A 17562-nucleotide genomic window follows, 5' to 3' on the forward strand; every position below is an offset into this window, starting at 1 on the left:
CTCAGACCCCGGCGGACTGCGGCACCGGCACCCGGGAGAGGGCCTCGGCGACCAGCTCCGGGGCGGTACGGCCGCGCAGCTCCGCCTCCGGCGTCAGCATGAGCCGGTGCGCGATGACGTGGGAGGCGAGGGCCTTGACGTCCTCCGGGACGACGAAGGACCGGCCGGCCGCCGCCGCCCGCACCCGGACGGCCCGCAGCAGCGCCAGGCTCGCGCGGGGACTCGCGCCCAGGCGGATGTCGGAGTGCTGACGCGTCGTCGCGACGACCTGGACGAGATAGTCGTACAGCGGCGGGGCCACGTGGATCCGCCCCGCGAAGTCGATCATGTTCTTGACGTCGTCGCGGCCGGCGACCTTCGGCAGCTGGTCGATCAGCGGCCCGGTCGGCGTGCCGGCCAGCACGGCGACCTCCGAGGCGTGGTCGGGGTACCCCATCGAGATCTTCATGAGGAACCGGTCGAGCTGCGCCTCCGGCAGCGGGTACGTCCCGTCCATGTCGACCGGGTTCTGCGTGGCGATCACCATGAACGGCCGCGGCACCGGATGCGGCCGCCCGTCCACGGTCACGCGCCGCTCCTCCATGACCTCCAGCAGCGCCGACTGCGTCTTCGGCGAACCCCGGTTGATCTCGTCGGCGACGACGATGTTGGCGAAGATCGGGCCGGGGTGGAACTCGAACTGGCTGTTCGACTGATTGAAGATCGACACACCGGTGACGTCGGACGGCAGCAGGTCGGGCGTGAACTGGATCCGCGTCCAGCGCGCGTCCACGCTCGCCGCGACCGTACGGGCCAAGGTGGTCTTGCCGACCCCCGGCACGTCCTCCAGCAGCAGGTGACCCTCGCTGAGCAGGCACAACAGCGCGAGCTCGACGTTCTCCCGCTTGCCGCGGATGACGCGCTCGATGTTGCCCGCCAGCGCCGCGAACAGCTGCGCGAACCGTCCCGCCAGTGCCTCCGCCTCAGGCGCCCCGCTCGCCTCCACCGTCATCAGCCGGCACACTCCCAGATGGTCGGACCGGCGAGCTGCTGCCACGGGGAGTGCGGCGTGTTCGGCAGGTAGCCGATCATGTAGCCGACGTGCCCGTTGTGATTGACGTTGTCCCAGAGCTTGCCGCTGAAGGCCGGCTTCCCGTTCGGGTGGTTGTACTGCTTGCCGATCTTCTGGCAGATCACCTGAACGGACTGGGTGTTGGCGTTCTTGATCGCCTCGACCGTACCGCTTTTGTCGGCGGCCTTGGCCCATATGAAGCTGGTGTCGTTCGCGTTGCCGCCGTTGTGGATCCGATAGCTCCTCACCGGACCGGCGAGCGTCCTGGTCGCGCTGGCGGACTTGCCGCCGGCGCCGTTGGAGGCGGTCACCTTGATGGTGTACGAGCCGTTCTTCCAGATATTCGGGATCGTCAGGGACGTGCCTGAGAAGTTGTCCTTGGTGAAGCTCTTCGGGCCGGTGACCTGGACCTTGTACGTGACGTTCTTCGCGCCGGCGTTCGGCGGGGCCTGCCAGGCGACCCTCGCGCCCTGGGTGGTTCCGGTGCCCGTGATGCCGCTCGGCGCGTCGGGCTGCGTGCAGGAGAGGGTCGGGTCGGTGTAGTCGGACTGGATCTCCGACTGGTGGTCGCCGTTCTCGTACAGCGCCGCGACCCCGAACATGTACTCCTGCCCGCAGGTCCCGCCCTTGGCGGTGAAGGTGTAGTCCGGTCCGTCCGCGGCGATCTTCGCCGGCGTGGCGGCCAGGCCCGACGGAACCACGAGCCGGTAGCCGGTCGCCTTCCCGCCCCCACCCGGCTGGAAGTCGATCTTGATGCTTCCGTCGGGCTGCGGTGTCGCCCGCAGGTTGGTCGGCTTGTTCGGCGGCGTGACCTTCGGCGGGTCCGACTTGTGCTTCGGCGGCGTGATCGGAGGCTTCGGCAGCTTCGGCAGCTTCGGGTGGACCGGCAGGCGGGGCGTCGGCAGGCGGGACGTCGGCAGGCCCGACGGCCCGTCACCCGGGCTGCCGGCCTTCGGGATCGGGTTCTCGGCCCCGCCGGGCACCTCACCGGTGTACTTCTGGATCGACTTGTGACCCCCGGCCCCGTCGACCACGACGCCCTTGGGGCTGTCCGGGTTGTTCACCCACAGCAGGCCGTCCTTGACGAACGCCTCCAGGGGACCGGGCCGCCCGGTGACCGGGACCTGGGGGTCCATCTGGTTGGTCGCGGCGTCGTACACGAGGAGGTTGCCCGAGCTCTCGTCCGGGATGTAGACCTTCTGGCCCAGCACCTGCGGCGTGGTCAGCCGGTGGCTCGGCAACTGAAGCGCGACGCTGCTCAGCGAGCCGTTGCCCGCGTTGAGCACGATCAGCGACTTGCCGGCCAGCAGGGGCACGAGCTGCCCGTCCGTGCTCGTGGGCGCGGTGACCCGGCCCTTGCCGAGCTGCGACACGATCGAGGGCAGCTTGACCTTCACCTGCACGCCACCGGCGCCGAGGATGAGGCTCTCCGCCGTGGTGAAGTCGGTGACGACGGCGGATCCGCCCGCGATGGTGAGCGCGAGGTCGTCACCGGCGCGCCCGACGGCGATCGGCTGTCCCTGGCGGCCGCTCTGCACGGACGCCGCCTGCCCGTTGGCGGGCACCGGCACCCACAGAGTCGCCTTGGCGTCGAGGGCGGCCGCGCCGAGCGGCCCGGTGAGGCTGATCGGGTCGCCCTGCGTGGCCAGGGTCATCGGGTCCAGACGCTGCACGCTGCCCTTCATCTGATCGAGCGCGTACGCTGCCCCCGAGGCCGACACGACCTGCATGCCGGCCGCGCCACGGTAGGCGGCGCCCTGGACGACGTTGAGGTGCGCCGGGTCGACGCGGCTGACCACACCGGTCGTCTCGTCGATGATGAGGACGACGCCGCCCTGCTGGACCACCTTCATCTTGTGGCCCGCCGTACCCGACAACGTGACCTTGCCGTCGACCTTGCCCGACAGTCCGTTGACGTGGACGAGTTCGCCCTTCTTCGACGATGCCAACCAGCCGCCCACATCGGCGAGGTGGTACTTCGCGCTGGCCATGCCGACGCCGAACACCACGGCGGCCACGCACAACACCCCGACCGCGCCGATCGCGATCAGCCCGGTCAGGCGATCACGACGGAAGAACTTACGCTCCCCGCTCACCGAATCGTCACCTCTCCGCGCCCGGACGTCACAGGGGCGCACGCGACACCTTAATGTGTCCAGGCCTCTCAAACATCGTGAGTGCCAGATATCGGACGCAGCGGCGTGACCAGTGGTTCAACCGCGAGCGCCAAGTGCGCACCAGATCAGTGGCGCGGGAGCGGCCGGCTCAGCCGAGAACGCAGCCGAACACGTCGGCGAGGCGGCCCCGCCCCTTCTCCGTCACGAGCAGCGCCCGTCGCGCCGATCCGCGCTCGAACCAGCCGTCCTCGATCATCCGTGCCGTGAGCGCCGCGCCGAGAGCACCGTTCAGATGCGGGCGGCGCTCGGTCCAGTCGAGACAGTGCCCGGCGAACCGCCGCCGCGCCCGGCGAAGGGCGGCCACGTCGAGGCCGATCGAGCCCAACTGCCGCTCCCCCTTGTCCGTCACCTCGTACGCGGACGCCGCGGGATCGTCGTACGACGGATCGATGGGTTCGAGAAGACCCCGGCTGAGCATCGCCTCGAACAGAGCCGCGCCGGCCCGGCCCGCCAGGTGGTCATAGCAAGTACGGGCCTCCTGCAGGGCGCGCGCCTGCCGCGACTGGCGGAGGCCGCGGACCTCGACGTCCGGGCTGATCCGGCTGATCGCCTCGATCACGGCGGCGACCTCGGCGCCCTTGAGGCGGTAGTAGCGGTGCCGCCCCTGCCGAACGACGGTCACGAGATCACCGTCCAGCAGCTTGCCCAGGTGAGAGCTGGCCGTCGCCGCGCTGACCCCGGCCGTCCTGGCCAGTTCCCCCGCGGACAGCGGCCGCCCGTCGAGGAGGGCCGTCAGCATCGACGCGCGCGCACGGTCCGCCAGCAGGGCGGCCACCGGCGCGATGTCCGAGTCGTACGGTGCTCGCATGGTTCGACGGTATGCCCGGCACGCTTCGACGGCCGTCGAAGGATCGACCCGCGACGCGTGCGGGGGCAATCGAGTTGGGGGTTGGGCCGAGTATCCGCTAATGTTTAGCCCGTTGGCCGGAGGGGGACGCCCCACCGACACGCGGACGTGGCTCAGCTGGTAGAGCATCACCTTGCCAAGGTGAGGGTCGCGGGTTCGAATCCCGTCGTCCGCTCGGAGAGGTCTCCCCAAAGGCCTCACTCGGTGGAGTGGCCGAGAGGCGAGGCAACGGCCTGCAAAGCCGTGTACACGGGTTCAAATCCCGTCTCCACCTCTGAAGCAACTCTGCTTCGCAAGGGCGATTAGCTCAGTGGGAGAGCGCTACCTTGACACGGTAGAGGTCACTGGTTCAATCCCAGTATCGCCCACCACGTGAAAGTGCAGGTCAGGAGCCCTGCTTCTCTTCCAGAGAGGCGGGGCTTCAGGCTTGTCTGGGCGATATTTGGGCGATGATCTTGTCGCCCTCGCTCGCCTCGGCCTGTCGCCGCGCCATCAGTCGATTGATCTGTTCTTCCATCTGCGGATGGAGCGCGAGGAGCTGCTCCCGCTCCCGGCCACGCAGGGCCAGCAGCGACACCTCCCAACGCTCCTGGAGCGTTTCCAGCATGTGGGTGCCCGGAATTGAGCCTGTGGGTGCCAGAAATTCGGCCATAGGTTCTGAGCTGGGATGACGTGTTCGCGGGACACGATCACGGTGGCCGTTCACCATCAGGTGTGTGGCTCTTCGATTCTGATATCTGGTCCTCATCCGGGTCGTTGGATGGCTGGTGCTGCTCGGCCGGTCTGATCGGTCGAAGGAGATCGAGATCCTGCTGCTATGTCACCAGTTGGCGGTGCTGAAACGGCAGGCCGCCCGGCCGCGCATGTCCTGGGCTGACCGTGCGTTGATGTCGGCCCTGGGCCGGTTGCTGCCGGTGCGGCGGCGGGCCGGGATGCTCATCACGCCGGCCACGCTGTTGCGTTGGCACGCTGACTTGGTGAAACGACGCTGGACCTACAAGCGTCGGCGGCAGGGACGCCCGCCGACCCGGCCGGCCATCCAGAACTTGGTACTGAAGATGGCGACGGAGAACCCGACGTGGGGATACAGGCGGATCACCGGTGAGATCGCCAAGCTCGGCCGCCGCATCGGCCCGGCCACGGTGTGGGCGATCCTCAAGAACGCCGGCATCGATCCCGCACCGCGCAGACGGCATGCCAGCGCGACAGGTGTGCCCAGCCGCGCCAGCGCGACCGCGGTGTTGGCAGGCCCGCCGCCCGGCATGGCCCGCCACTGGTCAGGGCCTTCTGCGGGCACCAGATCGATCAATGCCTCCCCGAAGACAATGATCATGGCTCTCTCCCCTTCCCGGAATCCGGGCGTGCCTGGTACAGAGGGGTAGAGTTCGAAAAGGACATCTCTTCCAGGCGTCTGCCTGGAACCGGAAGTATTCGAATTGTCACGGGAGGAACGCACGAGGCCTACGGGTCAGGTGCGGAGAATGCAGCTACGGATTCCCATCCGCGAGTCCGTCGCGGCGGGTTCGGTATTCATGATCTGCGTGCGGTCGGCGTTCCACCGTTCATTATGAATTTCCCGGCAGCCGCCAGAGATGCCCCCGACAAGAATTTGATCTGAGGTTTTTTCGGGAGGCTGCCATGGCCCGGTCGCGTACCGTCTTCTCGCTCTCCCTCGTCGCGGCCATCGCCTTGGTGGCGCTCGTCATCGGCGTGGTGGCCGGCCGGGCGATCAGCTCGTCGGACGCCTCAGGCGGTGGCAAGGGTGCCGGCGCGGTCGGCGGTAAGAAGATCGATGTCATCATCAAGGCGAGTGACTCCTCCTTCTGGCAGGTCATGCTCGCCGGCGCCAAGCAGGCGGGCGGCGACTTCGGTCTCACCGTCGGCGCGTTCGCGCCGACATCCGAGACGAACATCGACGAGCAGGTCCAGCTGGTCGAGAACTCCATCTCCCGCGGGGTCAAGGGGATCGTCATCGCGCCCAATTCGTCGAGCGCGCTGAACTCCGTCATCGGCCGGGCCCGTCAGGCGGGAATCAAGGTCATCACCGTCGACAGCCGTATCACCGGACCATCGGACGGCTTCATCGGAACCGACAACATCAAGGCCGGCGCGCAGGGCGGGCAGCGCATGTGCCAGCTGCTCCAGGCACAGCAGAAGACCACCGGCGTCATCATGATCGAATCATCGGTGGCCGGTATCCAGTCGCTCGTCGAGCGCGACACCGGCTTCAAGCAGGGGCTCGCGACCTACTGCCCAGGCATCAAGGTGTCCCTGCAGCGCTTCAACAACAACGACATCAACACCGCCGCCTCGCAGGTGAACGACGCGCTCACCGCCAACCCGAACCTGCTCGGAGTGTTCGCCGACAACAACACGTCGGGAGTCGGCGCGGCCCGGGCGATCAAGGACAACGGCGCTGTCGATCGGATCCCGGTCGTCGCGTTCGACTCCGACCCCCAGGAGAACGCCGCGCTGGCCACCGGAACGATCGACGCCCTGGTGGTCCAGAACCCCTACTTCTTCGGTTACCAGGGAGTGCTCGGAGCCGCGATGGCGAGTGTCGACCGCATCCCGCCGCGCAACATCGACCCCGGCGCGGTGGTGGTCGACAAGAAGAACATGCGTGAGCCCGACGTGAAGCGGCTGCTCGAGCCCCCGACCGCGAAGGTGGGCTGATGAGCACGCCTCCCGTGCCGGTGGCCGAGCTGCACGACGTGTCGAAGTCGTTCGGCCCCGTCCAGGCGCTCACAGACGTCTCGCTGCGGCTGATCCCCGGTCAGGTGCACTGCCTGGCCGGGGAGAACGGCGCCGGCAAGTCGACCCTGATCCGGGTGCTCACCGGCGCCCTTCGCCGGGACGGAGGTCGCTATGAGATCGAGGGCGAACCGGTCACCACGCCGACACCGGCCCACATGCGCGCCGCCGGTGTCCAGGCCGTCTACCAGGAGCTGAGCCTGCTCCCGCACCTGTCGGTGGCGGAGAACCTGTTCATGGGCCGGCTTCCGGCGCGCGCGGGCGTCCTCGCCAGAGGCGACCTGCGCCGCCGGGCGCGGACGGCGCTCGACGAGGTCGGGCTCCAGGACCTCAGCCCGGACGCGATCGTCGAACGGCTGCCGGCCGCCACCCGCCAGCTCGTGGAGATCGCCAAGGTCCTGACCGCCGACGCCGTCAAGGTGATCGTGTTCGACGAGCCGACCACCGCGCTCACCGAGGCGGAGTCCGCCCATCTCATGGAGCACATCGTGCGGCTTCGCGACCGCGGCGTCGCGATCCTCTACGTGACCCACCGCCTCGAGGAGATGTTCGAGATCGGGGACTGGGTGACCGTTCTGCGTGATGGCGGCCTGTCCGAGGCCGGGCCGATCGGCGACTACGACGAGGACCGCCTCATCGCGGCGATGGTCGGGCGGGAGGTCAGCTCGCTGTACCCCGAGGTCCACCGGGACGCGGGAGTGCCGATGCTGCGGGTCCGTGGGCTGCGCCGCTTCGAGCGGTCGCCGAGCATCGACCTCGACGTCGCGGCCGGCGAGATCGTCGGCATCGGTGGTCTGCTGGGGTCCGGCCGCAGCGGCCTGCTGCTGTCGGTGTTCGGTGCCGCCCCGACCGCCGCGGGGCGTGTGGAGGTCGAGGGACGGCGCGTACGGCCGGGCGGGCCGCGCACGATGATGAGCGCCGGCATCGGCCTGCTCACCGAGGATCGCAAGGTGCTCGGGTTGCTTCCGGAACTGTCGATCCGGGAGAACGTCACCATCGCCAGCCTGCGCCGCGACTCCCGCCGGGGCCTGCTGCCGGGACGTGAACAGAGCCAGGAAGCGGACCGGCTGCTCGACAGCCTGCGGCTGCGCGCCGGCTCCTACGACCAACCGGTGTCGACGCTCTCGGGTGGCAACCAGCAGAAAGTACTCCTCGCCCGGTGGCTGCTCACCAAGCCGAAGGTGTTGATGTTCGACGAGCCGACGAAAGGCATCGACGTCGGCGCCAAGGGCGAGCTCTACGCGGTCATCGGGGACCTCGCCGCGCGAGGACTGGGCATCATCATCGTCTCCTCGTACCTGCCCGAACTCCTCGGACTCGCCGACCGGATCCTCGTCATGCGGGACGGCGCGATCGCCGGTGAGCTGGGCCGGTCGGCCTCGGAGGAGGACGTGCTCCATCTGGCCAGCGGTGACGGAGGCAAGGCCGCCGCGGGTGCCGCGGATGCGGTGGCCGACGACGGCACGGAGGAGGCCGACCGTGATTCCTAAGCTGATCTGGCGAGAGCCGATCCCCACGACGACGATCACGAGCGGGGCATCGGCCGCTTCGGGGGCGGGCGGCACCGCGCCGGCTGCGGCCCGGCCTCGGCGGCGGGTCGTCACTCTCGGGGACATCACCGGCCGAGAGAGCGGCGGACTCGTCGTGCTGCTCGTCGCGGTCGGCATCCTCACGCTGACGAGTAACGAGTTCCTCACCACGGGCAACCTGTCCAACCTCGCCCGTCAGGTCGCAATCTTCGGCATCATCGCGGTCGGCGAGCTGCTGGTCATCCTGACCGCCGGCATCGACCTGTCCGTCGGATCGGTTCTTGGACTGTCCGGGTGCGTGACCGCGCTGCTCCTGGTCCGCGGGATGCCCATCCTGGTGGCGTTGCTGCTGGGAGTGGCGCTCGGCACGGTGCTCGGCGCGATCAACGGCCTGCTCGTCACACGCGCCAAGCTGCCGCCGTTCATCGCGACCCTCGGCATGCTCGGCATCGCCCGTGGTGCGACCCTGGTGATCACCGATGCGAAGACCGTGCAGGGCCTGCCGACCGGCTTTCAGACCATCGCGAACGGCACCGTCCTCGGCATCCCCAACCTTCTGATCATCGCCGCGCTCGTCACGGTCGTCGCCTGGTTCCTGCTCACCCGCACCGTCTTCGGGCGGTATGTGTACGCCGTCGGCTCGAACCCCGAGTCGGCCCGTCTGGCCGGTGTCCCGGTCCGCACGGTAACGATCTCCGTGTACGCGATCTCCGGCCTGCTCGCCGGCCTGGGCGGGATACTGCTGACCTCCCGCCTCGGCGCAGGCATCCCCACCGCAGGCACCGGGTTCGAGCTCAACGCGATCGCCGCCTGCGTCATCGGCGGCGCGAGCCTGTTCGGAGCGAAAGGCAGCGCGATCGGCGCCGCGACCGGCGCACTGATCATGGGCGTCCTCAACAACGGCGGCAACCTGCTCGCCATCAACGCCTTCTACCTGCAGATCGGCATCGGCGTACTGATCCTCGTAGCCGTCGGCTTCGACCAGCTGAACGCCCGCCGGGCGGCTTCATCCGGCTGAACATCGACCGTGTAGGGGCGCGGAGCTACCCGACCTCACCTGTCCGAGATCGATGACGTCAATGTCCGGGTGTGTGAGCGTTCGCTGAGGGCTCCAGGCCTTGGTCCTGGAGCCTTCAGCTGGAGCCCTCAGTGGTTGGGCGTGTTACTCGTTGTGGGCGGTGATGATCTTCAGGTGGGGTTCTTGGTGAGCCCCGCGAGCGAAGCCGCCAATGCGACCCGCCGAGTTGAGCAGTCAGCTGGGCAGGGTCCACTGCTGGTTGGTGCCGGTGTGGCAGGAGTAGAGGACGATTTTGCTGTTGTTGTCGGTGGCGCCTCCGTTGACGTCCAGGCATTTGCCGGAGGGGTCGTTGCGCAGGCGCTTGGTGGTGGGCTCGTAGGTCCACTTCTGCGTGGCGGCGCCCGTGCAAGTGGAGATGGTGATCGGGGTCAGGTCGGTGCCGGTGGCGGCGGTCATGCAGGCGCCAAGGGCGCGGACGGTGCCACCGTGGAACTGCCAGGTCTGGTTGGCACCGCCGTGGCAGTCCCAGATGATCAATTGTGTGCCGGGGGTGGTGTTCGAGCCGGGGATGTCCACGCAGCGACCCGAGGCCACGCCCCTCACCAGGCCAGTCGGGCTCGCGGACGGCCAGCCCGTGTACCGCTTCAAAATTCGTCACACGGGGCTTGAACTGCGGTTTCTCCCGCTCAACTATGCGGCCCTGTGGTACTCGTTGATCAGCCCGCCGAGCACCTTCCGGCGGCGGATCCGGCCTTCCATCGGTCTGACGGTCCGCTCCTCGTGATCGGGTGGCCGTTGCCGACGGGACTGATGCGGCCTGTGTGCGTTGTAGTGATCGACATAGGTCCGGAGTGCCGACCGAAGGTGTCGCTCGTCGTAGATCAGCATTCGGTCGGTGCACTCAGCTCGTACGTGCGCACCCACCGTTCCGCGTAGCAGTTCGCGCGAGGGGTTCGTGGTGGTGTCCTCACCACGGTCACGCCCTCGTCGGCGAACACCTCATCGAAGGCCGTAGTGAACTTCGCGTCACGGTCGCGGATGAGCAAGCGGAACGAACCGGTTCGAGCGCCCAGATCCATGAGCAGGTTCCGCGCCTGCTGAGCCCTCCAGGAACCGGCCGGGTAGGCGGTCACACCCAGGATGTGCACCTTCCGAGTGGCGACCTCCATCACGAACAGGACATACAAGCGCTTCAAGAAGATCGTGTCGACATGAAAGAAATCGCAGGCCAACAGCCCCTCGACCTGGGTGCGCAGAAACGTTCGCCATGAAGTGTCGGCGTTCCGGGGCGCAGGACCAGACCGCCGGCCGCGCAGGATCCGCCGTACGGTCGCCTCGCTGACCCGGTAACCGAGCAGAGCCAGCTCACCGCGCTGTCGTTGATGAATGCTGCGCCGTCTCGCCGCGCAGCACGGCCGGCCGCGGGCGGGGCGGTGACCGATCTCCGGGGCGGGTCGACACCGGCCGCCCCGCCGACGGCACGGCCGAAACTTTCACGGCCATCGGCGCCCGCGACCCGCGCCTCACCCCGGCGGAGGCGTGCGATGAGCGGTCCGTGCTCCCGCCGGGCCGCAGGTCACCCCGGGAGTTCGCGAGCCCGGGGCGCTGACCGGGACGTCGCGGCCCCCGAGGGAAAAATCCCCGCACCACCATGCAGGAGCGCCACCTCGACCGAGCCATGGGAGCGCTCCCATAATCCCTGTAATCGGGGGCCATGTCTGAACCGCACGAGTGACGTTAGGTGGTGTCATGCTCGCCCATGGAGCACGCCTGAAAGCCAGATCCGTCCCGCTGGTCGTGCTTATCCTCGCCCTTCTCGCCGCTCTCACCGGCGGCGTCTCCCGCGCGCCGAAGGCACGCGCTGCGGGCACCGGTTACTGGCACACCAGCGGCCGGCAGATCCTCGACTCGAGCGGCACTCCGGTACGCATCGCGGGCATCAACTGGTTCGGCTTCGAGACGGCGAACTACGTGGTGCACGGGCTCTGGAGCAGGGACTACAAGGACCTGCTGAACCAGATCAAGTCGCTGCGCTACAACACCCTGCGCCTGCCGTACTCCGACGACATCTTCAAGCCGGGCACGGTGCCCAACAGCATCGACTTCTCCAGCGGCAAGAACGCCGACCTGCAGGGCCTCAACTCCCTGCAGGTCATAGACCACATCGTCGCCTACGCGGACTCCATCGGCCTGCGGGTCATCCTGGACCGGCACCGCCCCGACTCCTCCGGCCAGTCCGCGCTCTGGTATACCTCCAGCGTCCCCGAGTCGACCTGGATCGCGAACCTCAAGGCGATCGCGAGCCGCTACGCGAACAACCCCGCGGTCGTCGGCATCGACCTGCACAACGAGCCGCACGACCCGGCCTGCTGGGGCTGTGGGAACACCTCGACCGACTGGCGGCTGGCCGCCGAGCGGGGCGGCAACGCGGTGCTCTCGGTGAACCCGAACCTCCTCATCTTCGTCGAGGGCGTACAGACCTACAACGGCGACTCCGGCTGGTGGGGCGGCAACCTCGAAGGCGCGGGCACCTACCCGGTCCGGCTCTCGGTGGCGAACCGCCTCGTCTACTCCGCGCACGACTACGCCACGAGCGTGGCGGACCAGACCTGGTTCCACGCCTCCGACTTCCCCAACAACATGCCCGGCGTGTGGGACAAGTTCTGGGGCTACCTGTTCAAGCAGAACGTCGCACCGGTCTGGGTCGGTGAGTTCGGCACCACGCTGCAGTCCACCCTCGACCAGCAGTGGCTCTCCGCCCTGGTGAAGTACATGGGCACCGGCACAGACTCGTTCCAATGGACCTTCTGGTGCCTGAACCCGAACTCCGGCGACACCGGCGGGATCCTGGGCGACGACTGGACGACCGTCAACACCACGAAGGACGCCTACCTCTCCTCCATCAAGTCCACCGCCTTCGACCCGGTCGGCGGCGGCTCCGGCGGCGGTGGCGGCGGCGGCGGCGTGGCCTGCACCGCCTCCTACCATGTGGACAACGACTGGGGCAACGGCTTCACCGCCACCGTGACCGTGAAGAACTCCGGCACCACGGCCACCCGAGGCTGGAAGGTCACCTGGTCCTTCGGCGGAAACCAGTCCGTCAGCAACGGCTGGAGCGCGACGGTCACCCAGTCGGGCACCACGGTCACGGCGACCAACGCCTCCTTCAACGGTGCCCTCAACCCGAGCGCCTCGACGACGTTCGGCATCCAGGGGACCTACTCGGGCTCCAACCCCGCTCCCACCCCCACCTGCGCCGCCACCTGATCCCGACAGGAACACCGCGCGTGTGGCGTGGCGGCCACCGACCGCCACGCCACACCGCCGGCGCGTCGGTGCAGGCCCGGATGTCGTCGCCATGGAGGCGGACGCGTGCGGTGCGGTCGCAGCGGACGTCACAGACCGTCGGATGGACCCGGTCCGTGCACGTGACCGCGCCCGCGTCAGCGAGGAGGCGGGACGCGCCAACTCGGCTCACGCGGCAAAAGCGTGCAACTTCCGCGCCATCAATCAACGCAGGTCACAGCCGGATCGTATTGTAGGTGTCGCGGAACGCGGTCTCCATGGCCGCGTTCCCCCGTCGTCGATGGGTAGCCCGGCCGTTCGATGAGGTCGGCCATGCGGGCGCGGTCGGTGCGTTCATTCCGCTCAGCCACGCGTCGCGCTGGTTCAGCTCGACGATGAGCCGGCCGGTGGCGTTGGCGAGCCGGGTTTGGTCCTGGTGGCGGCCCGGAGCCTCAAGGGTTGACCCGGCCACTCGGCCGCCGGAGAGGCAGCGGTCGCGGTCCGCCGGAACTCGGTCGGGTTGGCGCCTCGGACCCGTTTGAACGCTGCGCTGAACCCGAACGGGTCGGAGTAACCCACGGCGCGGGCAATGCCCGCGACGGTGGCGGCCTCCTGCTCGACCAGCAAGTCTGCCGCGAGCGTCATGCGCCAGCGGGTGAGGTAGGTCAACGGCGGTTCGCCGACCAGGTGGGCGAACCGCTTGGCCAGCGTCGAACGCGACACCCCCGTGCGCTCGGCCGTTGGCGGCCGTCCCGATCGGCGCCGGTCGGTGTAAATCCACTTGCGGGCAACCAAGCGACGATGCCAGCGCAAGATCGTCGCTGGAGTCACGGGAAACACCGTCGGCCACCGACGGCGAGGAACAAGCCGGGACAACGCAGCGAACCAAATCCGGTCGGCCGGCTCGAACCGAGGACGCGGGACCTGACGTCGCAGGACCGCGTTCTCATGGCGGAGAACCAGTAACTCGGCTTCCTTTGACACATCACGGCGTACCAACACCGCCACCACCGCGAGCATGAACCTAACGATCTTGTAAGCCAGAGCGAGAGGCATCCCGTGAGGATCCCACCCACAGCGACCGTCCGGAGACAAACCGCCAGGTCAAAGTAGCGGCCGAGTTTTCAAGCGGGACAGGTCATCCGGCTCGATCCCGGCTGTGAGGCGGCACACGACTGCCGTGCACGGCCTTTGCCCGTAAACGACCTTCCCCGCAAAGGTGAGATCCCGCCGGACGGCACCCAGTTCCCTGGTTCTCCGCCTCCCTGCTCCTCGCGTACTGCCATCGACGCGGCCGAAGCCACCCATGCGTCGCGAGGTCACCGTCCGGCGGGCCGGCCGGTCACCGTCGCGCGGCTGAGTTCCCTGAGTCGCTCGGCGTCAGCGATCAGCCCGTACACCATGTCGCGAGTGTCCGCAGCACCCGCCGGCTCCGCCGAAGGTACATCGGGGGCGATGTGGCCGACGAGTCCGGCCCCGCGCCGGCCGGGCGGCTCCGGCGAGCGTTGATCGCGGATGCCGACCTCGGCCTGCGGCGTTGCCGAACCCGGGCCGGGAAAGGCGAGGACCTCGTCGGCGCCCTGGTCAAGATGGTCGGCGACTTTGCGCGCGGCCGTAGCGATGGGACCGACCGGGACGGCGGCGAAGGACGCCGGCGACGTCAGGCGATCTCGTAGCCGCCGCGCGGCTCTGCCCGTCTCACCGATGCGCGCGATCTGTTCGTCGGGCGACGCAGCCTTCCGCCTGAGCCTGGTGCCGGCCGCTTCGAGCGTCGCGGCGACCGACGCCGCCTTCCGGTCCGCGCCGCGGATCCGGGCCTCGCGGCCCCTGGACGGTTCGGCGACCGCACGCGCGAGAACGGCATGGGTGTGCAGCAGCCGGGCCAGCCGCTCGGCTATCCGCCGCTGGATCCCGGCCGGAAACAGCAGCTGTGCGAAGAGCAGCGCGAGCAGGGCGCCCACGAGACTGAGTACGATGCGCAGGATCCCGGCCCGCCAGTTCAGCGGCGCGGTGAAGTCGATGAGGAGCATGGTCATCGGCGTGCCGAGCGTGATCCAATAGCCCGTGTTCACCGGTTTGAGCGTGAACCCGAGCGCGCCGCTGATGAAGATCAGGGCGAGGAGGGTGATCCGCCCAGGCGCGAGTGCCAGGGCAACGGCAGCGGCTGCGGCGCCGACCGTGGTGCCGACGGCCTGCTGCAGGACCATCCGCACCGTGTCGGTGTACGAGTCGCGCAGGCTGAACAGCACGGTGAGAATCAGCCAGTGCGGGTGAGACAGGTGCAGTTCGACGGCCAGGATCATGGTCAGCGCCAGCGCCGTACCCACGCGTGCGGCGTGCCGGAACCGGGGTGACCGGGTCCTGACCGCTTCGACGCACCGGGCCCACCAGGCACGGATCCCGGGCAGTCGTCGCCCGGCGATACGCCGCTCTTGCGCTAGGACCCGGCACACCGTGTCGGCCGACGCATTCATCCGGCCGATGATCCGGTCGGCGTGGAGGCGCAGCGCGACGGTGGGCAGGCCAGCCCGCCCGGCGATGCCCCGGCTGTCGTGTTCGCCCAACCGGCCCATCGGGACCGAGCCCGCCGCCACAGTATCGGGCGGCACGTCCGTATCCGTCTCGATCGCCATGCCGAGCGTGCGCAGCCGGACGGCGACGGCGGTGAGGGCTGCCCCGAATTCGGTCTGCCACTCCGTTGGATACGGTCGGCTTTCCAGGCGCAGCGTGCCCAGGACGGCTGCCTCGTCCATCACCTGGTCGATCGCCGCAATGATCCGAGCCGGTCGCCGCTGTTCCTCGAAGCCGCCCGAGCGGTAAAGGCCGTAGGCGATCCGGGCGGAGTGAAGGTCCGAACACGCCGTGGCGCGTCGGCGAGACCATTCGCCCGGGTCCAGGTCAGGGCCCGCCAGCTCGTCGAGCGTGTCGGCGACCGAACATGCGGCGGCGGCGATACCAGCGCGCAGCGGGCGGAGCCTCTGTGCGACCCACGGCGCGAGCAGCAGCACACAGATCCACACACCGCCCAGCGTCTCCAGCAGTCCGTTGTACAGCACCGGGCTGGTCGCCGGTCGCAGCGCCGCGACCAGCGTGCACAGCGCCGCCATCGGTCCCAGCTCGGGAATCGCCGCGCCGAGCGCTGCGACCGCGGATGTGACCACCACCATCAGCCAGTCATGGCTGCTGACCAGGCCGCCGAGCCAGGAGGACAGTGTCACGACGGCGACCCTGATGATCATCGAGCGGGCACGGGCACCCTGGGGCCCCTGCGGCGCGATGACTCCGACGTAGAAGGCCCCCAGGGCGACGAGCTGGCTCTCGGCGACGTGCCCGGTGATCAGGCCCGCCACCAGCGGGACACACACGCCGGCCGCGGTCACCAGCCCGTAGACCGGCGCCGCGCCGCCCTCGAACGTGGCGAACGCCCGGCGCAGCCACAACAGCGATGACCGCACGGCCTGCTCCCCCCATGGCGACGTGGCGGCGGTCTCCGCCTCCTTACCCCACGTCGTTCACGCCTACCCACCACGATGCAGGAGCTACGGTCGGCTAAGGCACTGGGCCCGGGGGCCGGGGAATGAAGCGGCTATTAGGCCCCTGGCCGACCGAAATGCTCGGCCGGCTGGGGCCGGTCACATCAGCCCTTACGTTCAAGCCGGGCCCGCGTACATCACCGGCTTCATCGAAGCGCTCCTCGCGCCGGACCCGAACCGGCAACACCTCGTGTCGGCGTACGTCTCTGCAGCGCAGAGCCAAGTACGGATAAGCATGGAGTTCATGGCTCGGCCTGGGCGGGACGCCACAAGAGGTGGGACCCGATCAGAAGGGGTCCAGGGCGAAGGGGATCTCCAGCAAAGGGAAGCCGTGCTGTGCTGGTCCAAGGTGGCACTCGGATATAACGGGCGTCCCTTCGGGCTGCTTGGGCAGGCCAGCGCGACCGCACCGGCGCTGACCAGGCCGATCGCCGACGACCTGGCCGGGCAGAGGAATTGGCCGAGGCCGTCGCCGACGACGTGGTCTCCCAGGTGGCGTTGACGGGGCGCTACGCGCCCGCCGTTCGGACCTATCTCGGCACGCAGGTCAGGCGGGCGCGGCCGGTCGGCGGCACCGCCCGCCTGATCTCCGCGGCGCTGGCCTCGGACGCGCTGGCGTGGCGGGCCGAGCGGGGCGTGCTCATGGACGTGGGGGTGGACGTTGTGGACCTTCTCGACGTCGCCCTCGGCCACACGGCGCTCCTCCGCGCGCACGACGGTCCGCGCGGCTGGGTGGGCCTGCTGCTGGAACATGAGGGCGGCCGGTACAGCGAGGCCTCGCTGCTGGCGACCGCACCGGCCGACCAAACCGCCCGCGCGGAGATCGAGGTCTTCGGGCCGGGCGGCTCCGCCATGATCGACTGCAGCGACATGACCGGGCCCGAGGCGGTCGGGACGATGATCGAGGAGTTCGCGGACGCGGTCGAGCACAGCAGGCCACACCCATTGGGCGTGCGGCACGGCCTCCACCTCCAACGGCTACTCGACACCGCGGAGACCGACCTGCTCGCCGGCCGCTGACCAGGAGGGCGCGCCAGACGTACCCGGACGTCACGGCACAGGCAGCAGCACCGCGTAGTCCGGCGGCAACTGGAGGGTCACGCCGAAGTACTCCTCGTCGCCGACCGCCTCGCGCAAGGTGGCGAAGACCGCCCGGGCGTGGATGCTCGCCGCGAACCGGTCGATTCCCTCCCGGTCGGCGATGATCCGGAGGAACTCGTCCAGGCTCATCCGCCGCCCTGCCGCGCCTGAGCGGATCGTGCAGCGGCCCCACGCCCGCGTCGACGACGACCAGGCTCCCGGCGCCGCCGAGAAAGGCGCACCACATCCCTACGCCCTGATCGGGCTCGCACATGCCCTGGCTCATTC

General features: G+C 69.0%; 17 protein-coding genes and 3 tRNA genes. 8 read left to right on the forward strand and 12 right to left on the reverse strand.

The features are described from left to right. Window position 1: 1 nt before the first annotated feature. From NE236_RS42605 to NE236_RS42615, 3 genes are all read right to left on the reverse strand, one after another. Window positions 2-1003, reverse strand: a complete 1002-nt coding sequence (locus NE236_RS42605) for an AAA family ATPase (RefSeq protein ID WP_252848027.1) — start codon at window positions 1001-1003, stop codon at window positions 2-4. After that, window positions 991-3147: a fibronectin type III domain-containing protein gene (locus tag NE236_RS42610; RefSeq protein ID WP_252848028.1), complete on the reverse strand. Its 2157-nt coding sequence runs from the start codon at window positions 3145-3147 to the stop codon at window positions 991-993. The genes NE236_RS42605 and NE236_RS42610 overlap by 13 nt, the downstream gene beginning before the upstream one ends. A 169-nt stretch (window positions 3148-3316) precedes the next feature. Beyond that, window positions 3317-4036 (reverse strand): ArsR/SmtB family transcription factor, encoded by a 720-nt coding sequence (locus NE236_RS42615; protein ID WP_252848029.1) that lies wholly within the window; start codon window positions 4034-4036, stop codon window positions 3317-3319. A gap of 141 nt (window positions 4037-4177) precedes the next feature. Here NE236_RS42615 and NE236_RS42620 point away from each other — a divergent pair. The 3 genes from NE236_RS42620 to NE236_RS42630 all read left to right on the forward strand — a co-directional run bounded on the left by NE236_RS42620 (window position 4178) and on the right by NE236_RS42630 (window position 4446). Continuing rightward, window positions 4178-4250, forward strand: a tRNA-Gly gene (locus NE236_RS42620). Window positions 4251-4278: 28 nt separating this feature from the next. Then, window positions 4279-4349, forward strand: a tRNA-Cys gene (locus tag NE236_RS42625). Window positions 4350-4371: 22 nt separating this feature from the next. After that, window positions 4372-4446, forward strand: a tRNA-Val gene (locus tag NE236_RS42630). Window positions 4447-4496: 50 nt separating this feature from the next. Here NE236_RS42630 and NE236_RS42635 read toward each other — a convergent pair. The 3 genes from NE236_RS42635 to NE236_RS42640 all read right to left on the reverse strand — a co-directional run bounded on the left by NE236_RS42635 (window position 4497) and on the right by NE236_RS42640 (window position 5408). Further along, complete coding sequence (locus NE236_RS42635; RefSeq protein ID WP_252848030.1) at window positions 4497-4727, reverse strand: hypothetical protein; 231 nt, start codon at window positions 4725-4727, stop codon at window positions 4497-4499. A 168-nt stretch (window positions 4728-4895) separates the two neighbouring features. Then, window positions 4896-5018 (reverse strand): hypothetical protein, encoded by a 123-nt coding sequence (locus NE236_RS44220; protein WP_289851617.1) that lies wholly within the window; start codon window positions 5016-5018, stop codon window positions 4896-4898. 51 nt (window positions 5019-5069) lie between these two features. Beyond that, the gene (locus NE236_RS42640; RefSeq protein WP_252848031.1) at window positions 5070-5408 is read right to left on the reverse strand and encodes a PfkB family carbohydrate kinase; all 339 of its coding nucleotides are present in this window, start codon (window positions 5406-5408) and stop codon (window positions 5070-5072) included. 305 nt (window positions 5409-5713) lie between these two features. On the opposite strand from NE236_RS42640, the gene NE236_RS42645 reads away from it, so the two are divergent. The 3 genes from NE236_RS42645 to NE236_RS42655 are packed head-to-tail and all read left to right on the forward strand — an operon-like array spanning window position 5714 to window position 9376. Further along, window positions 5714-6751 carry an ABC transporter substrate-binding protein gene (locus tag NE236_RS42645; RefSeq protein ID WP_252848032.1) on the forward strand — a complete coding sequence of 346 codons (1038 nt, stop codon included), beginning with the start codon at window positions 5714-5716 and terminating at the stop codon, window positions 6749-6751. Further along, window positions 6751-8319: a sugar ABC transporter ATP-binding protein gene (locus tag NE236_RS42650; RefSeq protein ID WP_252848033.1), complete on the forward strand. Its 1569-nt coding sequence runs from the start codon at window positions 6751-6753 to the stop codon at window positions 8317-8319. The genes NE236_RS42645 and NE236_RS42650 overlap by 1 nt, the downstream gene beginning before the upstream one ends. After that, window positions 8309-9376, forward strand: a complete 1068-nt coding sequence (locus tag NE236_RS42655) for an ABC transporter permease (protein WP_252848034.1) — start codon at window positions 8309-8311, stop codon at window positions 9374-9376. Before NE236_RS42650 ends, NE236_RS42655 begins: the two co-directional genes overlap by 11 nt. A 234-nt stretch (window positions 9377-9610) precedes the next feature. On the opposite strand, the gene NE236_RS42660 is transcribed toward NE236_RS42655, so the two are convergent. The 3 genes from NE236_RS42660 to NE236_RS42665 form a co-directional block, all read right to left on the reverse strand. Further along, on the reverse strand, window positions 9611-9979 hold the full coding sequence (locus NE236_RS42660; RefSeq protein WP_308209223.1) for an RICIN domain-containing protein: 369 nt from the start codon (window positions 9977-9979) through the stop codon (window positions 9611-9613). Between the two features lie 87 nt (window positions 9980-10066). Continuing rightward, window positions 10067-10264, reverse strand: a complete 198-nt coding sequence (locus tag NE236_RS45450; protein WP_372494538.1) for an integrase core domain-containing protein — start codon at window positions 10262-10264, stop codon at window positions 10067-10069. Next, a complete protein-coding gene (locus NE236_RS42665; protein WP_252848036.1) occupies window positions 10258-10572 on the reverse strand; it encodes a hypothetical protein in 315 nt (104 codons plus the stop codon). Before NE236_RS42665 ends, NE236_RS45450 begins: the two co-directional genes overlap by 7 nt. Before the next feature lie 553 nt (window positions 10573-11125). Here NE236_RS42665 and NE236_RS42670 point away from each other — a divergent pair. Next, complete coding sequence (locus NE236_RS42670) at window positions 11126-12643, forward strand: cellulase family glycosylhydrolase (RefSeq protein WP_252848037.1); 1518 nt, start codon at window positions 11126-11128, stop codon at window positions 12641-12643. 402 nt (window positions 12644-13045) lie between these two features. On the opposite strand, the gene NE236_RS44875 is transcribed toward NE236_RS42670, so the two are convergent. Then, window positions 13046-13717 carry a helix-turn-helix domain-containing protein gene (locus tag NE236_RS44875; RefSeq protein WP_308209224.1) on the reverse strand — a complete coding sequence of 224 codons (672 nt, stop codon included), beginning with the start codon at window positions 13715-13717 and terminating at the stop codon, window positions 13046-13048. A 263-nt stretch (window positions 13718-13980) separates the two neighbouring features. Then, window positions 13981-16116, reverse strand: coding sequence for an FUSC family protein (locus NE236_RS44880; protein WP_252848038.1), 2136 nt, complete (start codon window positions 16114-16116; stop codon window positions 13981-13983). Window positions 16117-16650: 534 nt separating this feature from the next. On the opposite strand from NE236_RS44880, the gene NE236_RS42685 reads away from it, so the two are divergent. Further along, window positions 16651-17214: a Gfo/Idh/MocA family oxidoreductase gene (locus NE236_RS42685; protein ID WP_252848039.1), complete on the forward strand. Its 564-nt coding sequence runs from the start codon at window positions 16651-16653 to the stop codon at window positions 17212-17214. A gap of 30 nt (window positions 17215-17244) precedes the next feature. Here NE236_RS42685 and NE236_RS42690 read toward each other — a convergent pair whose 3' ends face one another. Next, entirely contained in the window at window positions 17245-17451 is a 207-nt protein-coding gene (locus NE236_RS42690) for a DUF2267 domain-containing protein (RefSeq protein ID WP_308209225.1), read from the reverse strand. Window positions 17452-17562: the final 111 nt, after the last annotated feature.

Source organism: Actinoallomurus purpureus (assembly GCF_024055795.1).
Classification (GTDB): Bacteria; Actinomycetota; Actinomycetes; order Streptosporangiales; family Streptosporangiaceae; genus Actinoallomurus; species Actinoallomurus purpureus.

Coding starts and splice junctions, on each gene's coding strand:
- NE236_RS42615 (WP_252848029.1), bottom strand. CDS start 4,036: ATGCGAGCACCGTACGACTCGGACATCGCGCCGGTGGCCGCCCTGCTG.
- NE236_RS42635 (WP_252848030.1), bottom strand. CDS start 4,727: ATGGCCGAATTTCTGGCACCCACAGGCTCAATTCCGGGCACCCACATG.
- NE236_RS42640 (WP_252848031.1), bottom strand. CDS start 5,408: ATGATCATTGTCTTCGGGGAGGCATTGATCGATCTGGTGCCCGCAGAA.
- NE236_RS42645 (WP_252848032.1), top strand. CDS start 5,714: ATGGCCCGGTCGCGTACCGTCTTCTCGCTCTCCCTCGTCGCGGCCATC.
- NE236_RS42650 (WP_252848033.1), top strand. CDS start 6,751: ATGAGCACGCCTCCCGTGCCGGTGGCCGAGCTGCACGACGTGTCGAAG.
- NE236_RS45450 (WP_372494538.1), bottom strand. CDS start 10,264: ATGCTGATCTACGACGAGCGACACCTTCGGTCGGCACTCCGGACCTAT.
- NE236_RS42670 (WP_252848037.1), top strand. CDS start 11,126: ATGCTCGCCCATGGAGCACGCCTGAAAGCCAGATCCGTCCCGCTGGTC.
- NE236_RS44875 (WP_308209224.1), bottom strand. CDS start 13,717: ATGCCTCTCGCTCTGGCTTACAAGATCGTTAGGTTCATGCTCGCGGTG.